Annotated in this window: 11 protein-coding genes, 1 other RNA gene and 1 other annotated feature; of the genes, 6 read left to right on the forward strand and 6 right to left on the reverse strand. The window is 36.9% G+C overall.

The features are described from left to right. Positions 1 to 26 precede the first annotated feature (26 nt). Complete coding sequence (locus BLQ56_RS03420) at positions 27 to 2,765, reverse strand: P-loop NTPase family protein (RefSeq protein ID WP_090849885.1); 2,739 nt, start codon at positions 2,763 to 2,765, stop codon at positions 27 to 29. Positions 2,766 to 2,954: 189 nt separating this feature from the next. On the opposite strand from BLQ56_RS03420, the gene ssrS reads away from it, so the two are divergent. After that, a non-coding RNA gene (gene ssrS / locus BLQ56_RS03425) (6S RNA) lies at positions 2,955 to 3,143 on the forward strand. Positions 3,144 to 3,587: 444 nt separating this feature from the next. Here ssrS and BLQ56_RS03430 read toward each other — a convergent pair. The 3 genes from BLQ56_RS03430 to leuS form a co-directional block, all read right to left on the reverse strand. Beyond that, entirely contained in the window at positions 3,588 to 3,893 is a 306-nt protein-coding gene (locus tag BLQ56_RS03430; protein WP_090849887.1) for a rhodanese-like domain-containing protein, read from the reverse strand. Positions 3,894 to 4,010: 117 nt separating this feature from the next. Beyond that, entirely contained in the window at positions 4,011 to 4,136 is a 126-nt protein-coding gene (locus tag BLQ56_RS23820; protein WP_238457156.1) for a DUF6254 family protein, read from the reverse strand. 291 nt (positions 4,137 to 4,427) lie between these two features. Further along, positions 4,428 to 6,839: a leucine--tRNA ligase gene (gene leuS / locus BLQ56_RS03435; protein ID WP_090849889.1), complete on the reverse strand. Its 2,412-nt coding sequence runs from the start codon at positions 6,837 to 6,839 to the stop codon at positions 4,428 to 4,430. 290 nt (positions 6,840 to 7,129) lie between these two features. After that, positions 7,130 to 7,391 (reverse strand) — a binding site (T-box leader). Positions 7,392 to 7,569: 178 nt separating this feature from the next. On the opposite strand from leuS, the gene BLQ56_RS03440 reads away from it, so the two are divergent. Further along, a complete protein-coding gene (locus tag BLQ56_RS03440) occupies positions 7,570 to 8,268 on the forward strand; it encodes a hypothetical protein (RefSeq protein WP_090849891.1) in 699 nt (232 codons plus the stop codon). Beyond that, positions 8,265 to 9,014 (forward strand): hypothetical protein, encoded by a 750-nt coding sequence (locus BLQ56_RS03445; protein WP_090849893.1) that lies wholly within the window; start codon positions 8,265 to 8,267, stop codon positions 9,012 to 9,014. The genes BLQ56_RS03440 and BLQ56_RS03445 overlap by 4 nt, the downstream gene beginning before the upstream one ends. Positions 9,015 to 9,083: 69 nt before the next feature. On the opposite strand, the gene BLQ56_RS03450 is transcribed toward BLQ56_RS03445, so the two are convergent. Continuing rightward, complete coding sequence (locus BLQ56_RS03450; protein WP_090849895.1) at positions 9,084 to 10,391, reverse strand: UDP-glucose dehydrogenase family protein; 1,308 nt, start codon at positions 10,389 to 10,391, stop codon at positions 9,084 to 9,086. Positions 10,392 to 10,575: 184 nt separating this feature from the next. Between BLQ56_RS03450 and BLQ56_RS03455 the strand changes: the two genes are divergently transcribed. The 3 genes from BLQ56_RS03455 to BLQ56_RS03465 are packed head-to-tail and all read left to right on the forward strand — an operon-like array spanning position 10,576 to position 14,179. Continuing rightward, positions 10,576 to 11,388 carry a UTP--glucose-1-phosphate uridylyltransferase gene (locus tag BLQ56_RS03455; protein WP_090849897.1) on the forward strand — a complete coding sequence of 271 codons (813 nt, stop codon included), beginning with the start codon at positions 10,576 to 10,578 and terminating at the stop codon, positions 11,386 to 11,388. Positions 11,389 to 11,445: 57 nt separating this feature from the next. Then, positions 11,446 to 12,570 carry a CotS family spore coat protein gene (locus BLQ56_RS03460; protein ID WP_090849899.1) on the forward strand — a complete coding sequence of 375 codons (1,125 nt, stop codon included), beginning with the start codon at positions 11,446 to 11,448 and terminating at the stop codon, positions 12,568 to 12,570. Beyond that, positions 12,545 to 14,179 (forward strand): glycosyltransferase family 4 protein, encoded by a 1,635-nt coding sequence (locus tag BLQ56_RS03465; protein WP_090849901.1) that lies wholly within the window; start codon positions 12,545 to 12,547, stop codon positions 14,177 to 14,179. The genes BLQ56_RS03460 and BLQ56_RS03465 overlap by 26 nt, the downstream gene beginning before the upstream one ends. Before the next feature lie 69 nt (positions 14,180 to 14,248). On the opposite strand, the gene ilvD is transcribed toward BLQ56_RS03465, so the two are convergent. Continuing rightward, the gene (ilvD, locus tag BLQ56_RS03470; protein ID WP_090849903.1) at positions 14,249 to 15,925 is read right to left on the reverse strand and encodes a dihydroxy-acid dehydratase; all 1,677 of its coding nucleotides are present in this window, start codon (positions 15,923 to 15,925) and stop codon (positions 14,249 to 14,251) included. Positions 15,926 to 16,180: the final 255 nt, after the last annotated feature.

Genomic DNA, 16,180 nt, shown 5'->3' on the forward strand with positions numbered 1-16,180 from the left:
ACCACTTTGAACAGCTTCTTTTATGTTTACATATTTATAGACTGTACTTCTGAATTCATCCATTCATATTGATTTAGCCTTATTTCAAAAATGGTAAGAGCATCCTCGAATATTTCTGGTCTACTATTCATTTCCCTTAAAATTTCTCTTTTCTCCTCCGTTTCTTTGATCGTTTCCTCAACCACGTGCTTTAATGTCTTAAATGGGTTAACAAAAAACATGATCACGTCACGTTCAATCGCTTTCTCGAAGAAATCAAACTGAGTCAAAAATTGAGTCGTAACCAAATTTACTACATCATCATATGAACGGTTTTCAATATAACCTTTATATTTTGTTGATATCATTGTTTTTTGCGGAAGAGATCCGAGGATCAATCCAGCGCTTTTCAATAGAAACTGTGCTGGCGTAAACTTTAAAAATATATCAATTTTATCTACATGAATCCTATTCAACATGCGCTCCGCATCCCGTTTCCAATCTTCTAAAACCTTAAAATCACAGTGTAAATTAATTTTATTTACACCATACATACCATTTAAACTATCACACAATTCTTCTAAACTTTTTTTACTTTGGTTGAATTCGTCACTTGCCTTTGTAATCCAATCATGAATTGATGCGACAAACAAAGGCTCAATTGTTGACTTTAAATACTCTTCAATTCGACGGTTCATCTCGCTGTCCAACTCACGATGTATTTGATTAAGGTTACTTTTTTCATCCACCAAATCCGAACAACTCCGAAGTATTTTAGGTAGATTCTTACTAAGTTCTTCCTTAATTAAATTTTTCACTTCACTATATCTTTCAGTAATTTTATTAACTTTTTCCCTTTGTGTATCTTCTAATTGGTTAATTGCACCTTTTAGTTTAGATGTCATCTCTTTATTGAACGAGATAGACTCATTTAAACTAATTTCTAAACCACTTCTTGTAGTGATTAGACTGTTAAGTAACTCCTTACTATTCTGATGTATTTTTAGTGCCCGTTCTCTCTCAAGATCACCACTAGTGGATTTACCAATTGTCATTTTGAGTAACTCATTAAGATTTTCCTCATTATTTGATTGAAACGGAATGACATTTGCATCGGGAAAATACGAATTGAGCTTAGATTTTATCATTTTAATCACTCGTTGAATTTCTTGTTCACTATACCCTTCTTCTATTTCTGTTACAAGAAAAGTCACCGGGAGATTCGGAACTTTCTCATGAATTGCCAACAAAATATCACGCTCTTTTTCCGTAAAAGGAGAATGAATATTTAGGATAAATAATACGCAATCTGTATAGGTTAAATAATCAACATTTAAGTCTAGCGCATGACTAGAGCCAGTGATGCACGGCAGATCAATTACTGTTAGCTGATAATCCTTTAATATTTCACTTGGTACTCTTACATCTAAAAGTGCATGATCATTCTTCTCCTGGTTCACTGCTGATACATAATGAAATTTCGATAAGTTTGAAATGACCTTTTGGTCTTGTGTAGATACATCCACAGCTTCCTCTATTTCATCATAACTAAAGATCATTACACAGGAAGACGGCCCTTCTAATATAGTTCTCCCCAAGATTGAGTCACGAACACTAATTTTACCTCTCTCACTCGTCCCCAAAAGTAAAAGGTGTATTTTGGATAGATCAAGCAATCCGCCAGCAAGCTGGTTCAATGTATGTCCATTAGTCAGATTCTGTTTATTCGTCCATTTTGTAATGGTCAGAAATAAATCTGTTATATAGTTGCTAGCATACTTAGATGGTAACGAACGATGTACTTCCTCCCTAGCAAACTCAATAAGGTTTGCCGAAAAACTAGATGGCATAATATCCTTCCATGCTAAAGTTGCCGCAGCTGCAACTGATAGTTTTGAAGAATCTGCTACTCTAAGCCAATTCGTTAATAAATTAGGCAGGCACTTGCGAATTTCTTCCAATAAATAATACCCATTAGTTAGTTCAAGATAAATTTCCTCGTATAATTCATGTGTACTTCTCCAAAGTCTTCCATCTTCGATTTCAACTGATGAAATGAATGAATCCATTTCTAAAATCCACTCTAAAACAAACGTTTCATTCTTATAACTCTTCCAAAGAAGATTCAATAGTTCCTCAAATCCTTCATGGCTAAGATCATAGAGAGTTTTCAACGTATTTATAAAATAACTTGGATGCAACTGCTTGGTATAGCCAAGCTCTATGAATTCTCTAATTAAATCAAACCAATCCATTGAATGTGTTCGGTTGGCTTCATTTACAGCAAGTTCGATACTTTCATTCCAATCCTCTTGCTCATGGAAAAAACTTCGTGCAAGATGAGTCGCATCCCCATAATCCGGATTATTTAAAACGATATGTTTAATAATCTCTTTTGCTTGATTACTTTTTCCCTGCATCCAATAAAGTGAAAATAATTTTAGCGAGATTTCAATTGATAATATCTCCTGATTTGTCTTAATTGAGAGATAAATTTCTTCGGCATTCGGAAGCAGATCGAGTGCGAAGTATGCATCCGCCATGTTTTTCCTAGCCCATTCTTCAAAGTCATTATTAATATTTTCCCATTTAAAAATGGCTGTTTCATAGTCTTTCAAATGATAATAGAGTTCACCTTGAGCAAATCGTAAATATGAAAGATCACATAACTCATTTTGTTGTTCTGCAAAATATAATTCTCCTAACACCTCAACAGGATGTTGATGTGACTCTTCAGATAAATATCGTTCATAAAACTTTTTATTAATCATTACCTCTTCTTTCACAGTAATCACCCCTTATATTAAAACTTATCACTAAACTATTCGCATATAATCTGTATTCTAACAGTGTTGTTTAACAAAAATATTTCAAAAGAATTTCATTTCGACTACATAAGTAGGGCTTTGGAAGTAAGTTGAAGGTCTGGAAGGAATTAACCTTGAAGTAGACAAGTCTATCTTGTATGATGTATATATAAGCTACATTGTTCGTAATGATAATTAAGTTTTAACCTTTATGCTGTTATAGGGAGTTTTACATTGATGCATAAATGTCAAGCCTTCATTACGTAGAGGAAGACAGGACTGTATCTGCAAACACCCACTTTGAGGAGTGGTGGTTTAAAACTTTCTTATGTGAGTTACGGCAAATGCGGCTTATCATAAAAAACACACATTCAAGTCAGTTCCCAATCGGGAGCTGATTTTTTACTTTAGTTGATTTTACCACATGAAATACAGCAATCTACAGTCACCTAATACCTAATTTTATAAGAAAAGCGCAAGGCGCCCGCTTATCGGCGACAGGCATAAGACGATTCGACTGGAAGGTTGCTTTTTAACCTTCTTGAAGGATTGGCTTATGACCCGAGCCGATGGCGCCTGGAGCTAGACAGTAAGAAAAGCGCAAGGCGCCCGCTTATCGGCGACAGGCATAAGACGATTCGACTGGAAGGTTGCTTTTTAACCTTCTTGACGGATTGGCTTATGACCCGAGCCGATGGCGCCTGGAGCTAGACAGTAAAACTAAGTACAAAAATATATATTTGCTTATCTTATAAAAAAAGGCTACTTCAACATATTTGAAATAGCCTTTGAATAACGGATTTATTTGGTTTCTCCAGTCCACTCTAACATGCCGCCAACCATGTTTCTTACCTTATAACCTTGTTCATTTAGATAATAACAAACATTTTCACTTCTTTTTCCAGATCTACAAATGAATATGTATTCTTTCTCTTTATCAAAGTAATCTAAGTTAGCTGGAATTTCACCCATTTTAATATGTTTTGCTCCAGGAATCATACCAAATTCTACTTCTTCATCCTCACGTACATCAACTAATTCTAGATTTTCATTGTTTTGTAACTTTTGCTTCAATTCTTCCGTTGTAATTAAATCGATTTGTGACATTTAATTCATCCTCTCAATGTTTAGGTTTCTTAACGTCATTATAATCAATATAGAATTGTTTACATAGTATCTTGTCTTATGAAATGAAAATAGCTGCCAAAAGACAGCTACCTTTTTTTACTTAGTGTCGCCCTTACTAGCATCTTCAGCTAGTTGTTCAAACGTTTTCACTTTGCCATGTGGATGTTGAGCTTCTTTTCGCTCTCTCCATTGTCTTTCTTGTTGCTTCTTAGATTGAGTCATATTTTCGGCCCCTTTAATTTAAAAAATTGTACATTTACAGTTATAGAATAACCTCTGTAGTTATTTTGATTCAAAAATAAGAGGAGAAATCCTATACAGTGGTGTATATAAGGGCTATTTGAAGGCAATTCAAAAGTTTATCCGTGACTTTTTGTCAAATATCCGTCACTTTAAGTCGTTTATCCGCGACTTTTAACCATTTATCCGCCACTCTTCTAATTTTATCGATTTTTCGACAATTCCTCGCCAAAAACAAGGACTCCATCATAGACGGAGTCCCCATAAAATCATTTAATTCGCAACAATATTAACTAACTTCCCTGGAACTGCGATTACTTTACGAACAGTTTTACCTTCAATCTGTTCTTTCACTTCACCCATCGCAATCTCTTCTAGCTTTTCTCTAGTTGCATCTGCAGGAACGTGAAGCTTCGCTTTCACCTTCCCATTGATCTGAATCACAATTTCAATTTCATCTTCAACTAATTTAGCTTCATCAAAAGCCGGCCATGCTTCATATGCTAATGACTTGTCATGTCCAAGCTTACTCCAAAGCTCTTCAGCGATATGTGGTGCCACTGGAGACAATAACTTTACGAAGCCTTCTATATATTTAGTTGGCAACTCTGTCGCTTTGTATGCTTCATTAATAAACACCATTAATTGTGAAATCGCTGTGTTAAAACGAAGCCCCTCATAATCTTCTGTTACTTTCTTCACTGTTTGGTGGTATACACGTTCTAATACTCCACCTTCTTCAGTGCCTGTTAGTTTATTCGTCACTTGACCATGATCATCAATGAATAATCTCCAGATTCGGTCAAGGAATCTGCGAGAACCATCTAATCCATTTTCAGACCAGGCAATTGAAGCATCAAGTGGTCCCATAAACATTTCATATAAACGTAAAGTGTCTGCACCATGGCTTTTAATAATGTCATCAGGGTTTACTACATTCCCTTTGGACTTACTCATTTTTTCATTATTTTCACCAAGAATCATTCCTTGGTTAAATAGCTTTTGGAAAGGTTCTTTTGTTGTAACAACACCTACATCATATAATACTTTGTGCCAGAAGCGAGCATATAGTAAATGAAGGACCGCATGCTCTGCACCACCGATATAAATATCGACCGGTAACCATTCTTTTAGTTTTTCAGGGTCAGCTAAATGCTTGTCGTTATCAGGATCGATATAACGTAAATAGTACCAGCAGCTACCTGCCCATTGTGGCATCGTGTTTGTTTCACGACGACCTTTTTTGCCAGTCTTCTCATCCACTACATTAACCCACTCTTCAATATTTGCAAGTGGAGATTCACCTGTACCAGATGGTTTAATATTTGTGGTTTTCGGAAGCATCAATGGTAGCTCTTCTTCAGGAAGTGCTGTCATTGTGCCATCTTCCCAATGAATGATTGGGATGGGTTCACCCCAGTAACGTTGACGGCTGAATAACCAGTCGCGTAGACGATAAGTGGTTTCCTTTTTCCCTTTTTCATTCTCAACAAGCCAGCTAATCATGGCTGTAATTGCTTCTTCTTTGTCCATTCCATTTAAAAAGTCAGAGTTAACGTGCTCACCATCGCCAGTGTATGCTTCTTTCGTCACATCTCCACCAGCTACAACTTCTTTAATAGGAAGTTCAAACTTCACAGCAAACTCATAATCACGCTCATCATGTGCTGGAACAGCCATAATCGCACCAGTTCCATAGCTCATTAATACATAATCAGCAATCCAAATTGGCATTTTCTCATTATTCACTGGATTAATTGCATATGCACCTGTGAAGACACCTGTTTTATCTTTCGCAAGATCTGTACGTTCTAGATCACTTTTACTCTTCACTTTATTGATATAATCTGCTACTGCTTCTTTTTGATCTTCTGTTGTTATTTTATCAACGAAAGGATGTTCAGGAGCAAGTACTGCATATGTTGCACCAAATAATGTATCAGGACGTGTTGTGAACACTGTGAATGTATCATTATGTTCCTCAATATTAAAGGTAACATGTGCTCCTTCACTTTTCCCAATCCAGTTACGTTGCATTTCCTTTAAGCTCTCTGGCCAATCAAGCTCTTCCAAATCTTCTAATAGACGGTCTGCATACTTCGTAATTCTTAATACCCATTGTCTCATTGGACGGCGTTCAACTGGGTGTCCGCCACGTTCACTTTTACCATCAATGACTTCTTCATTAGCAAGTACTGTTCCTAGTGCTGGACACCAGTTAACAGCTACTTCATCTACATATGCCAAGCCTTTTTCATACAGCTTAGTGAAAATCCATTGTGTCCATTTATAGTATTTAGGATCAGTTGTATTTACTTCACGATCCCAATCATATGAAAAACCAAGTTCTTTGATTTGACGACGGAAAGTGTTAATATTTTTCTCTGTGAATTCTGCTGGATCGTTCCCAGTATCTAAAGCATATTGCTCTGCAGGAAGGCCGAATGCATCCCATCCCATCGGGTGGAGTACATTATATCCTTGCATGCGTTTCATTCTTGCTAATATGTCTGTTGCTGTATAGCCTTCAGGATGACCAACATGTAATCCAGCTCCTGATGGATATGGAAACATATCTAACGCATAAAACTTACGCTTTCCTTTGTCTTCAGTGGTACGGAATGTTTTATTCTGTTCCCAATGTTGCTGCCATTTCTTTTCAATATCCTGGTGCTTGTAACTCATCTTAATCCTCCTCGAACATCGTGTTCAAATTCTTCTAAATATCGGTTGTTTTCATAAACTTTATTGCTGATCAAACACAGTAGTTGATTTCCACTCCAGGTGCGATCTTTCCGCGGGGCAGGCGATGAGCCTCCTCGTCGCTTTGCTCCTGTGGGGTCTCATCTGTCCTGCACATCCCGCAGGAGTCTCACACCTTCCGTTCCAATCAACTTGCAGCTATAAATGCGATTTTTCTAATTAACAACAATCTTTCAATATATAACTAAATATAAAAAAACCCCTCATCCCTGTATAGGGACGAGAGGATATGTATATAATCTCCCGCGGTACCACCCAAATTAGTGTTGCAACGCGTCGTTTCACTTCACACGTTCTGCACTCGCTTCATTCATCCTTAACGCGGACCAGACGACAAGTATTACTCTTACGATTCAAACGCATTTCACACTTGTAACTCCAAGGCGAGTTCATGAACAACTAATGATTGACTTGCACCAACCGTCAACTCTCTATACATCGTTCTTCACTACTACTCCTCATCAATGCTTTCATCATATTTAATTATAATGTGTATTCTATAGAATTTGACAATAAACTGCAAGTGTTAACAAGAAAAATAGGCTTACTTAACACTATTTTTACCGAAACGATTACTCTACATACCAAATCTCTAACCAGAATGTGCCATTTTTATGATAAAATTTAGATATACACATGTAAGGAGGGAACTATGGATTTCAATCTTGAATTATCATTCAATCTTCCATCCATCGTGATTGCTACGTTATCTTGGTTACTAATTGCATTCTTGTTTACACATCTTTATCGTAAAAGTGCCAAACCTCCTATATGGAAGGCATTCACCATTCTTTTAATTGGCCTTTTTACGTTTAGTATTACGTTTGATACTTATAGGATTTCCATTCTACCAATTGGTGTATGGATTGCATACGGGATTTTAAAAAGAAATGATCAGATTACACGCTGGATGAGATATCGACCTTTTGCATGGTTAGGGTTTTGGGCAAACTTTATTTTTCTGTTAGGTTCTATACTCTTGAATCCATTTCATGCACTATTTTATCCAGAAGATAAGATCTCTACCTATATTACCGGGATCGAACACGCTGAAATGATCATGATTCATCCAAGTGGAGAAAATGTCACCATTAAAGATAATCTTCTAGCTTTACTTAAGGATATGGAACAAGAACCTGTACAAAGCATTGTTTGGTATGAGGAAGTAACGTCTTCTTTGGACGAAAAATTCCCCTATCAATTAATCGGGACAACACCTAAACTTGGGAGTGACCTTACAACCACTGTCTACCTTGAGCGTGATGGTCATGGTATTCTGATTACTACACCTCTTGAACAATATTACTTTCGTTCTAATGATGTACTTTTTGAGGAGGGAGTTCCTGAGTGATAAGTACTAAAAAGAAGCTTCTCCTTTTATTGTTTTTGTTTGTAATTCTTTTGGTTGGAGCTTATTCATTCTATTACTATACAAGTGATGCAAGTTCATTTTTAACAGAAGAAGAAATGAAACAAAGGATAAATCCTTACTATTTAAATTCAAAAATAGAAGTAATTCAGGATATTATCACCATTGATAACAATCATATTTATGTTCCATATATCACAACTGAAGGTGAATATGCTGCAAGCTACTGGTACTATAATAATCGCAATTGGGAGATTGAATATGTAGGTACAATCAGTACTCCCCATCTAGTTAGTACGAACCCTAATGACCCCTCAACCTTTTATTTTGTTTGGAATCTTCATCCTGCTGACCAGATTAAATCGTTAGAGTTTTATTTGTTAAAGCGAAGAAATTACTCTGTTTCAGATCGAATTGAAATCTATACACCTAAACTACAAATGAACTTTTCAACACCATTGGATGAACACTCTTACGGAATTGTTAAATTATCTGAGGAGTTTATCAAGGTATTAAACGACACAATGAAGCTAGAAGCTGCACAGTTTCCTGACTTTTACTATAACGGCGTTTTCTCCTCTCCCACAACAGAATTTGCTTGGAGAGCTTTTGACCACTCCGGTAAATCAGTATACCCAGAACATTCAACAACTGGTGGCGGAAGTGGTGGGGGAACACTTTTGAAATATACGAGGTATTTGGATGATCGGGATCCTGAACTAGAATAAAAAAGTACTCCTTATAAAGGTTTGTGGTCCTCATAAACGAGGACCTCTGACCCAATGAAGGGACAATAATCATATTCCACTACTTTTTCTTCCCCGTGCAACCCCTATATAAGCTAATCCATGCTGAGCTAAAGCTCTTGGTTCAAGACAGTTTCTTGCATCAAGCACTAGATTTCCTCTCATCCATTTCTTAAGCTTCCCTAAGTCCATTTCTTTAAATTCCTCCCAATCAGTTGCAATAACAACACAATCTGACCCTTTAATTGCTTGTTCAAGACTAGGGGTTTGCTTAACGTTCTCATACAAATTGGGAGGAAGACTTGCTTTTGGGTCATAGGATCTTACCTCACAATCATATTGGCTAATCCTTTTAATGAGTTCAACTGCAGGTGAACATCGAATATCATCTGTGTTTGGCTTAAAAGCAATACCTAACACTGTAATCGTTTTCCCCTCTATTGTTGTCATAGCTTGTTTTAATTTCCTCAAATAGACTTCAATTTGCTCATGATTGACTTCTTGAAGAGCCCTTAATAATTTTGGATGTATTTCCTTTTCTAATGCCGTATGCTCCAATGAAATAACATCTTTCGGAAAACAAGAACCTCCATACCCAAGTCCAGCTTGTAAAAAGTGAGGACCAATTCGCGGATCGGTTCCAATACCTCTTGCAACATCAGTAATATTAACACCATAAGCATCACTGATTTTGGCCATTTCATTGATAAAAGAAATCTTCAACGCTAGAAAAGCATTTGAAGCATATTTGGTCATTTCTGCTCCATTTAAACTTGTCACAACATATGGTGCATCAAGACCATGATATAGTTCTTGTAAAATAGAAACTGATTGACTATCTCCCTCTCTATGTCCTACCAAAATTTTGTCAGGGTGTTCCATATCATAAATAGCTGTTCCTTCACGAAGAAACTCAGGATTAGAAACGATGTTAAATAGACTAGAATCTACTCCTTGATCAATTAGTCTTCGATATAAAATTTCGTTTGTTCCAGGAGGAACCGTGCTTTTAGTAATAATGGTTTTATAGGATGATAGATTTTCACTAATACAATCTACTACTGAATACAGATAGGTTAAATCTGTTTTCCCATCTGGAAGTGATGGCGTTCCAACAGCAATCATAATGACCGGAAATTCCGATATACCCTTACTCACATCCCAATGAAAGGATAAATTTTCATGATGATGGTCAAGAATCTCCTTCAACCCGGGTTCATAAATAGGAACCTTGCCCTCTTGCAATTCTTTAATTCTCTCCTTATTAATATCCACACAACAGACAGAGTGTCCAAGGCGTGCTAACACCGCAGCTGTCGTTAAACCTACATATCCAGCTCCAACAATACAGATTTCCATCTTGAAATCCCCTTCTTTCTATTCTCTTCATGTATCCTATGAAAAAACGAAAAGATTGTAATCTAGCAAATAACCAAATCTATAAAAATGGACTTAGTTTGAAGCCTGTTTTCTTATCAGACAAGTCCCTTTATGTCTATGAAGAGAATATATTACAGTAAATGGACAAGAAAGGAGGAGGCATATGGTAAAAAAAGCAATCATACCAGCAGCAGGGTTTGGCACGAGAGGTCTTCCCATTACAAAGGTTATCCCAAAGGAAATGTTTCCAGTCGGACTAAAGCCGGCCATCCAACTTGTTATTGAGGAAGCGGTTAACTCCGGTATTGAGGAAATACTAATCATCGTTTCACGTACCAAGAGCCTTATTATTGATTACTTGGATTCATCCTTGGAACTAGAATCATTTTTAGAGAAAAATAATAAGAGCCATCTTAAACAAAAGCTAACCCTACCAAAAGCTCAAATTCTTTACACACGCCAACCCTTTGCTAAAGGACTCGGGGATGCTATTCATCTTGGGAAAAACTTCGTTGGTAAAGATCCATTTGCTGTACTATTACCAGACGACATCATCATCAATAAAAACGGAAGTTGCTTACAAGAACTAATAGACCTTCATCACAGAACTTCTTCGAGTGTAATTGGATTGAAGAAAGTAGATGAGCACTCTACAAAAAACTATGGAGTCATTTCCGGAATTGAAATGAAAAACAATGAATATGAGCTAGAGGATATTGTTGAGAAACCACTCACCAATCCTCCATCAAACCTTGCAGTTATTGGACGGTATATCTTTAATCCAGATATTATGCACCACTTAGAAGACGTCACACCTGGTCATGGTAACGAAATTCAACTAACTGACGCAATTAAGGAACTACTTAATAGTCAGAAGGTTTATGGAAAAGTCATTTCAGGAACTAGGTATGATATTGGAATTGAAAAAGAATATATGAAACTTCTTACTAGACATTATAGAGAACTAGAAAGCTAAAATCCTATGTATCTGGAATATGCCGAGATACTCAACTAAGTTAAAGGAGGAAATAAATTGGAGAAACAAAGAATTGATCCATGGGGAGATTATGAATCAATAGATGACTTATATATACCAGACTATGTAAGTGAATTGGCACAACAAGCGTTACAACATTACGACTTTGTTGTTTCGGATATCACTGTAATGGCAACGAAACCATTTAAAGGTGGTGCTATTTGGAAAATCGAAACAAACCTTGGACCAAAAAGTTTAAAGCTCCTTCACCGTCGTCCAAGTCGAAGTATATTTAGCTTAGGAGCCCAAAACTATTTAGTAGAAACTCAAGGTGCAAGGGTACCATCAATTGTAAAAACAAAGGACGGTCGAGACTTTGTTGAGATTGCTAATAAGATATGGTTTGTAGCTGAATGGATTGTTCCATTAGAACCAACCTCATCAGACTTAGAGGGTGCAAAAAACTTATGTCGTGCATTGGGTGAATTTCATCGCTTAACAAAAGGATATGTCCCACCAAAGCAGGCTGAAGTTCCATCAAGGGTTAAAAAGTGGCCGAGAAAATACGAAAAGGTCATTACAAAGCTTGAATGGTTCCGGCATATTGTCCTTGCATATCCAGAAATGCCTGCAAGTGAATTGATTAATCATGTACTAGACTACTTTAAACAACAAGCAGAAACGAGTCTCAAGATGCTACAGGAATCTAGTTATCATCAACTAGCGCAAAAAGGCGATATTTATTGGGGATTAGCTCACCAGGACTACGGTTGGTCTAATGCTCAAATGGGTATTGAAGGGATGTGGGTCATTGACCTTGATGGTGTAACCTATGACCTACCAATGCGTGATTTATCAAAACTAATTGCTAGTACAATGTCTGATATAAATGAATGGGATGCTACTTTTATCCGTGAAATGGTTAAAGCCTATCATGAGACAAATCCTATAACACCTGAAATGTATGAAGTGCTATGGATTGACCTATCATTTCCTGATGCATTTTATAAAGAGATTAAATCAATGGTCTATGAACCTGAATTATTTTTAAACGAGGATACAAAGCAATCTGTTATATCTGTTCTAGAATTAGAAGATTCTAAGTGGACTGCATTAAGTGAAATTAAAGAAGATTGGAAGGGTGTGAATATAACAAATGAAAGTCTTAATGATTTGTACTGAGAAGCTTCCTGTTCCTCCAATCTTAGGCGGGGCAATCCAAACATATTTAGCAGGTATTCTCCCTATTCTAAGTAAGGAACATGATATTACCGTTTTGGGAACCAATGATCCTTCTCTACCAAATGAAGAGCATATAGATGGAATTCGATATGTTCGAATCCCTGGGAAAGTATTTGAGTTGTATAAAGAAGGAGTAACCGAATTCCTTTCTTCAGAACAATTTGATTTGGTTCATATTTTCAATCGGCCACGTCTCATTTTACCAGTACGTCAACATGCACCACATTCTAAAATAACCCTCAGTATGCATAACGATATGTTCTTCCCAGAGAAAATTGACCCCGTGGAAGCACAAATGGCCCTTCATGAGATCTCTCAAATTGTGACTGTTAGCGACTATATCGGAAATGTGATTAAAGACTTGTACCCAGAATCAGTTCCAAAAATAAAAACCATTTATTCAGGTGTTGATATCGAACGTTTCTTACCTATAGACCATCCAGATATTTCAGGGATCCGTAACGAGCTACGTAAAAAGCATGGGCTTGAAGATAAAACTGTTATTTTATTTGCGGGAAGACTTTCCAGGAACAAAGGAGTTGATAAACTTATTCTAGCCATACCTGCTCTTGCAGAAAGATTTGATAATCTGGCCTTAGTTATTATCGGTGGAAATTGGTTTAGCCAAGATAGAGTGACAGATTATGTAGCTTACATCCGTGCTCTTTCCAAAAGATTACCGATACCTGTTATAAATACTGGTTATGTTTCAGGGGATAAAATCCATGAATGGTATTCAGCAGCAGATCTCTTTGTCTGTACTTCTCAATGGCAGGAACCTCTAGCACGTGTTCATTATGAAGCAATGGCTGCAGGCCTTCCCATTGTAACAACTGAAAGAGGTGGAAATCCCGAGGTCATATCTGCTAGGGAAAATGGAGTCGTCATAAAAAATCCCGAAGATCCAAATGGTTTTGTCGAAGCAATTACTGAAGTTTTGAGTGATAAATCATTAATGACCTCCATGGGTAAAAAAGGGAGAGACCTTGCTCTGAGTCAATACACTTGGGATCGGGTAGCATCTCAGGTTTTAGAGACATGGGAAGAGGTTTCTTTAGAACCAACTAGATCTTCTTACGTGGCAAAACAAGACCAACCACAGGTAGAGATTACACCAAAAACAGAAGAACCCTTACCAGAAATAGCTGTAACTAAAATAACAGAAAAAGCCGTACCAGATATAGATGTAACCAAAAAAGAAGTTCCACCATCTATTAATCATAAAAAAACAAAGCAACATTCAGCTAATCATTATCCCAAATCCAGTCATCATAAACCAGAGAAGCAGAAAAAAACGAAACCACGAACTCAGCCTGTGAAGCAGCACAGCCCATTAAACAAGCTACTAGTTTCCCTCAATCAACAAAATTTAGATATGATCTTAAAAGGAAAATCTCCTGAACTACGAAAATCAGTAAAAAAGAAAAACGATGAATTATCCAAGAAGCAGATAGCAAAGCCTTTAAAACACACTAAAGAGTTAACGAAAAGAGATATTCTTTTATCAGCTTTATCATATATAGAGCAACTGAATCGAGAGAAGAAATGAACGAACTATTTTTTTTACTTTAAAAAAGCATCCGAATCGAATTCGGATGCTTTGATTAGCAGTACTTTATTAAATTTTCATAACTCCACCAGTATTAGCAGATGTCACAAGCTTAGAATAACGAGCTAAATAGCCTTTTTTAACCTTTGGTTCAAAGCCCTTCCAGTTTGCTTTACGTTTTTCCCATTCTTCCTCAGGTACAACAACATCCATTGTGCGGTTGTCAATGTCAATAACAACATGGTCACCATTTTCAACAAATGCAAGTGGCCCACCTTCAGCTGCTTCAGGAGAAGCATGACCAATCGAAAGTCCACGAGATGCACCAGAGAAACGTCCATCAGTTACAAGTGCTACCTTTGGTCCAAGTCCCATTCCAACAATCATCGATGTAGGTGAAAGCATTTCTGGCATTCCTGGTCCACCTTTAGGTCCTTCGTAACGAATAATAACAACATCACCAGCTTTTACTTCACCAGATGAAATACCTTTAACCGCTTCTTCTTGTGATTCATAAACAACTGCAGGACCTTCATGGCTAGTAATTCCATTTTGTACCCCACCAGTTTTAATGATCGCACCGTCTGGAGCAAGGTTTCCGAACAACACAGCCAATCCACCTTTTTCTGTATGGGGATTATCGATTGGACGAATAACATCGTGGTTCGTAATTTCACATCCTGCAACGTTTTCACCTAGTGTTTTACCAGTTACCGTCATTGCATCAAGATGAAGCGCGCCTTCTTTTTTCGCTAATTCATTTAATGCAGCAGAAACTCCACCTGCTTCATGTAAGTCCTCAATATGATGATCAGAAGCTGGTGCAAGCTTTGATAAATGTGGTACACGTTCTGCTACTTCGTTAATGCGCTCAATTGGATATTCAATTTCAGCTTCATGTGCAAGTGCTAATGTATGAAGTACTGTATTTGTTGAACCTCCTAATGCCATATCAAGAGCAAATGCATTATCGATTGCTTTCTCTGTTACAATATCACGTGGTTTAAGATCAAGCTTGATTAATTCCATTAGCTGAGTTGCTGATTTCTTTACAAAATCTCTACGTTCAGGTGCAACTGCTAAAATCGTTCCATTTCCAGGTAGAGCAAGTCCTAACGCCTCTGCTAAACAGTTCATAGAGTTTGCAGTGAACATACCAGAACAAGAACCACATGTTGGACAACCAAATGCTTCTAACTCATAAAGATCCTTTTCTTCAATTTTCCCTGCTTGGAACGCACCAACGCCCTCAAATACAGATGATAATGAAATCTTTCTTCCATCACTTGTTGTACCAGCTTTCATTGGTCCACCACTTACGAAAATCGTAGGGATGTTTACTCGTAGTGCTGCCATCATCATTCCTGGTGTGATTTTATCACAGTTCGGAATACATACCATTCCGTCAAACCAGTGCGCTGATACCACCGTTTCAATTGAATCAGCAATAATTTCACGGCTTGGAAGCGAATAACGCATACCAATATGTCCCATCGCAATTCCATCATCAACACCGATTGTGTTAAATTCAAACGGAACTCCGCCAGCTTCACGAATCGCTTCTTTTACTAGTTTTCCAAACTCTTGTAAATGTATATGTCCTGGAACAATATCAATATATGAATTACATACTGCGATAAATGGTTTATTAAAATCTTCCTCTTTTACTCCAGCTGCACGAAGCAAACTTCTGTGTGGTGCACGATCAAAACCTTTTTTAATCATATTACTACGTAATTCTGCCATATCCAATCCCCTACCTATTTTAAATTAAGCTCTCTCTCTATCTAAGCTTTATCCATTTATTTTATTTTTCAAACAATAAAGAATTTTGTTATTATTAGATATTAACATAACAATCATGATTTTTCATTCTTTAAATCTATAAAATTTATAGGAATTTAGTAGGGAATTACCAGACTTACGAAAATACAAGTGTTTAAAAGCCTATAAAATGGTAGAATCTCAGGTATAGTTCAGAATAAACTAATAAAACCTTGA

The organism is Litchfieldia salsa, assembly GCF_900104555.1.
GTDB classification, from domain to species: domain Bacteria; phylum Bacillota; class Bacilli; order Bacillales; family Bacillaceae_L; genus Litchfieldia; species Litchfieldia salsa.

What these genes read in the sequence shown, in the direction of transcription:
- BLQ56_RS23820 (WP_238457156.1), bottom strand. Translation starts at nt 4,136, where the DNA reads ATGACTCAATCTAAGAAGCAACAAGAAAGACAATGGAGAGAGCGAAAA.
- BLQ56_RS03440 (WP_090849891.1), top strand. Translation starts at nt 7,570, where the DNA reads ATGGATTTCAATCTTGAATTATCATTCAATCTTCCATCCATCGTGATT.
- BLQ56_RS03450 (WP_090849895.1), bottom strand. Translation starts at nt 10,391, where the DNA reads ATGGAAATCTGTATTGTTGGAGCTGGATATGTAGGTTTAACGACAGCT.
- ilvD (WP_090849903.1), bottom strand. Translation starts at nt 15,925, where the DNA reads ATGGCAGAATTACGTAGTAATATGATTAAAAAAGGTTTTGATCGTGCA.
- leuS (WP_090849889.1), bottom strand. Translation starts at nt 6,839, where the DNA reads ATGAGTTACAAGCACCAGGATATTGAAAAGAAATGGCAGCAACATTGG.
- BLQ56_RS03455 (WP_090849897.1), top strand. Translation starts at nt 10,576, where the DNA reads ATGGTAAAAAAAGCAATCATACCAGCAGCAGGGTTTGGCACGAGAGGT.
- BLQ56_RS03430 (WP_090849887.1), bottom strand. Translation starts at nt 3,893, where the DNA reads ATGTCACAAATCGATTTAATTACAACGGAAGAATTGAAGCAAAAGTTA.
- BLQ56_RS03465 (WP_090849901.1), top strand. Translation starts at nt 12,545, where the DNA reads ATGAAAGTCTTAATGATTTGTACTGAGAAGCTTCCTGTTCCTCCAATC.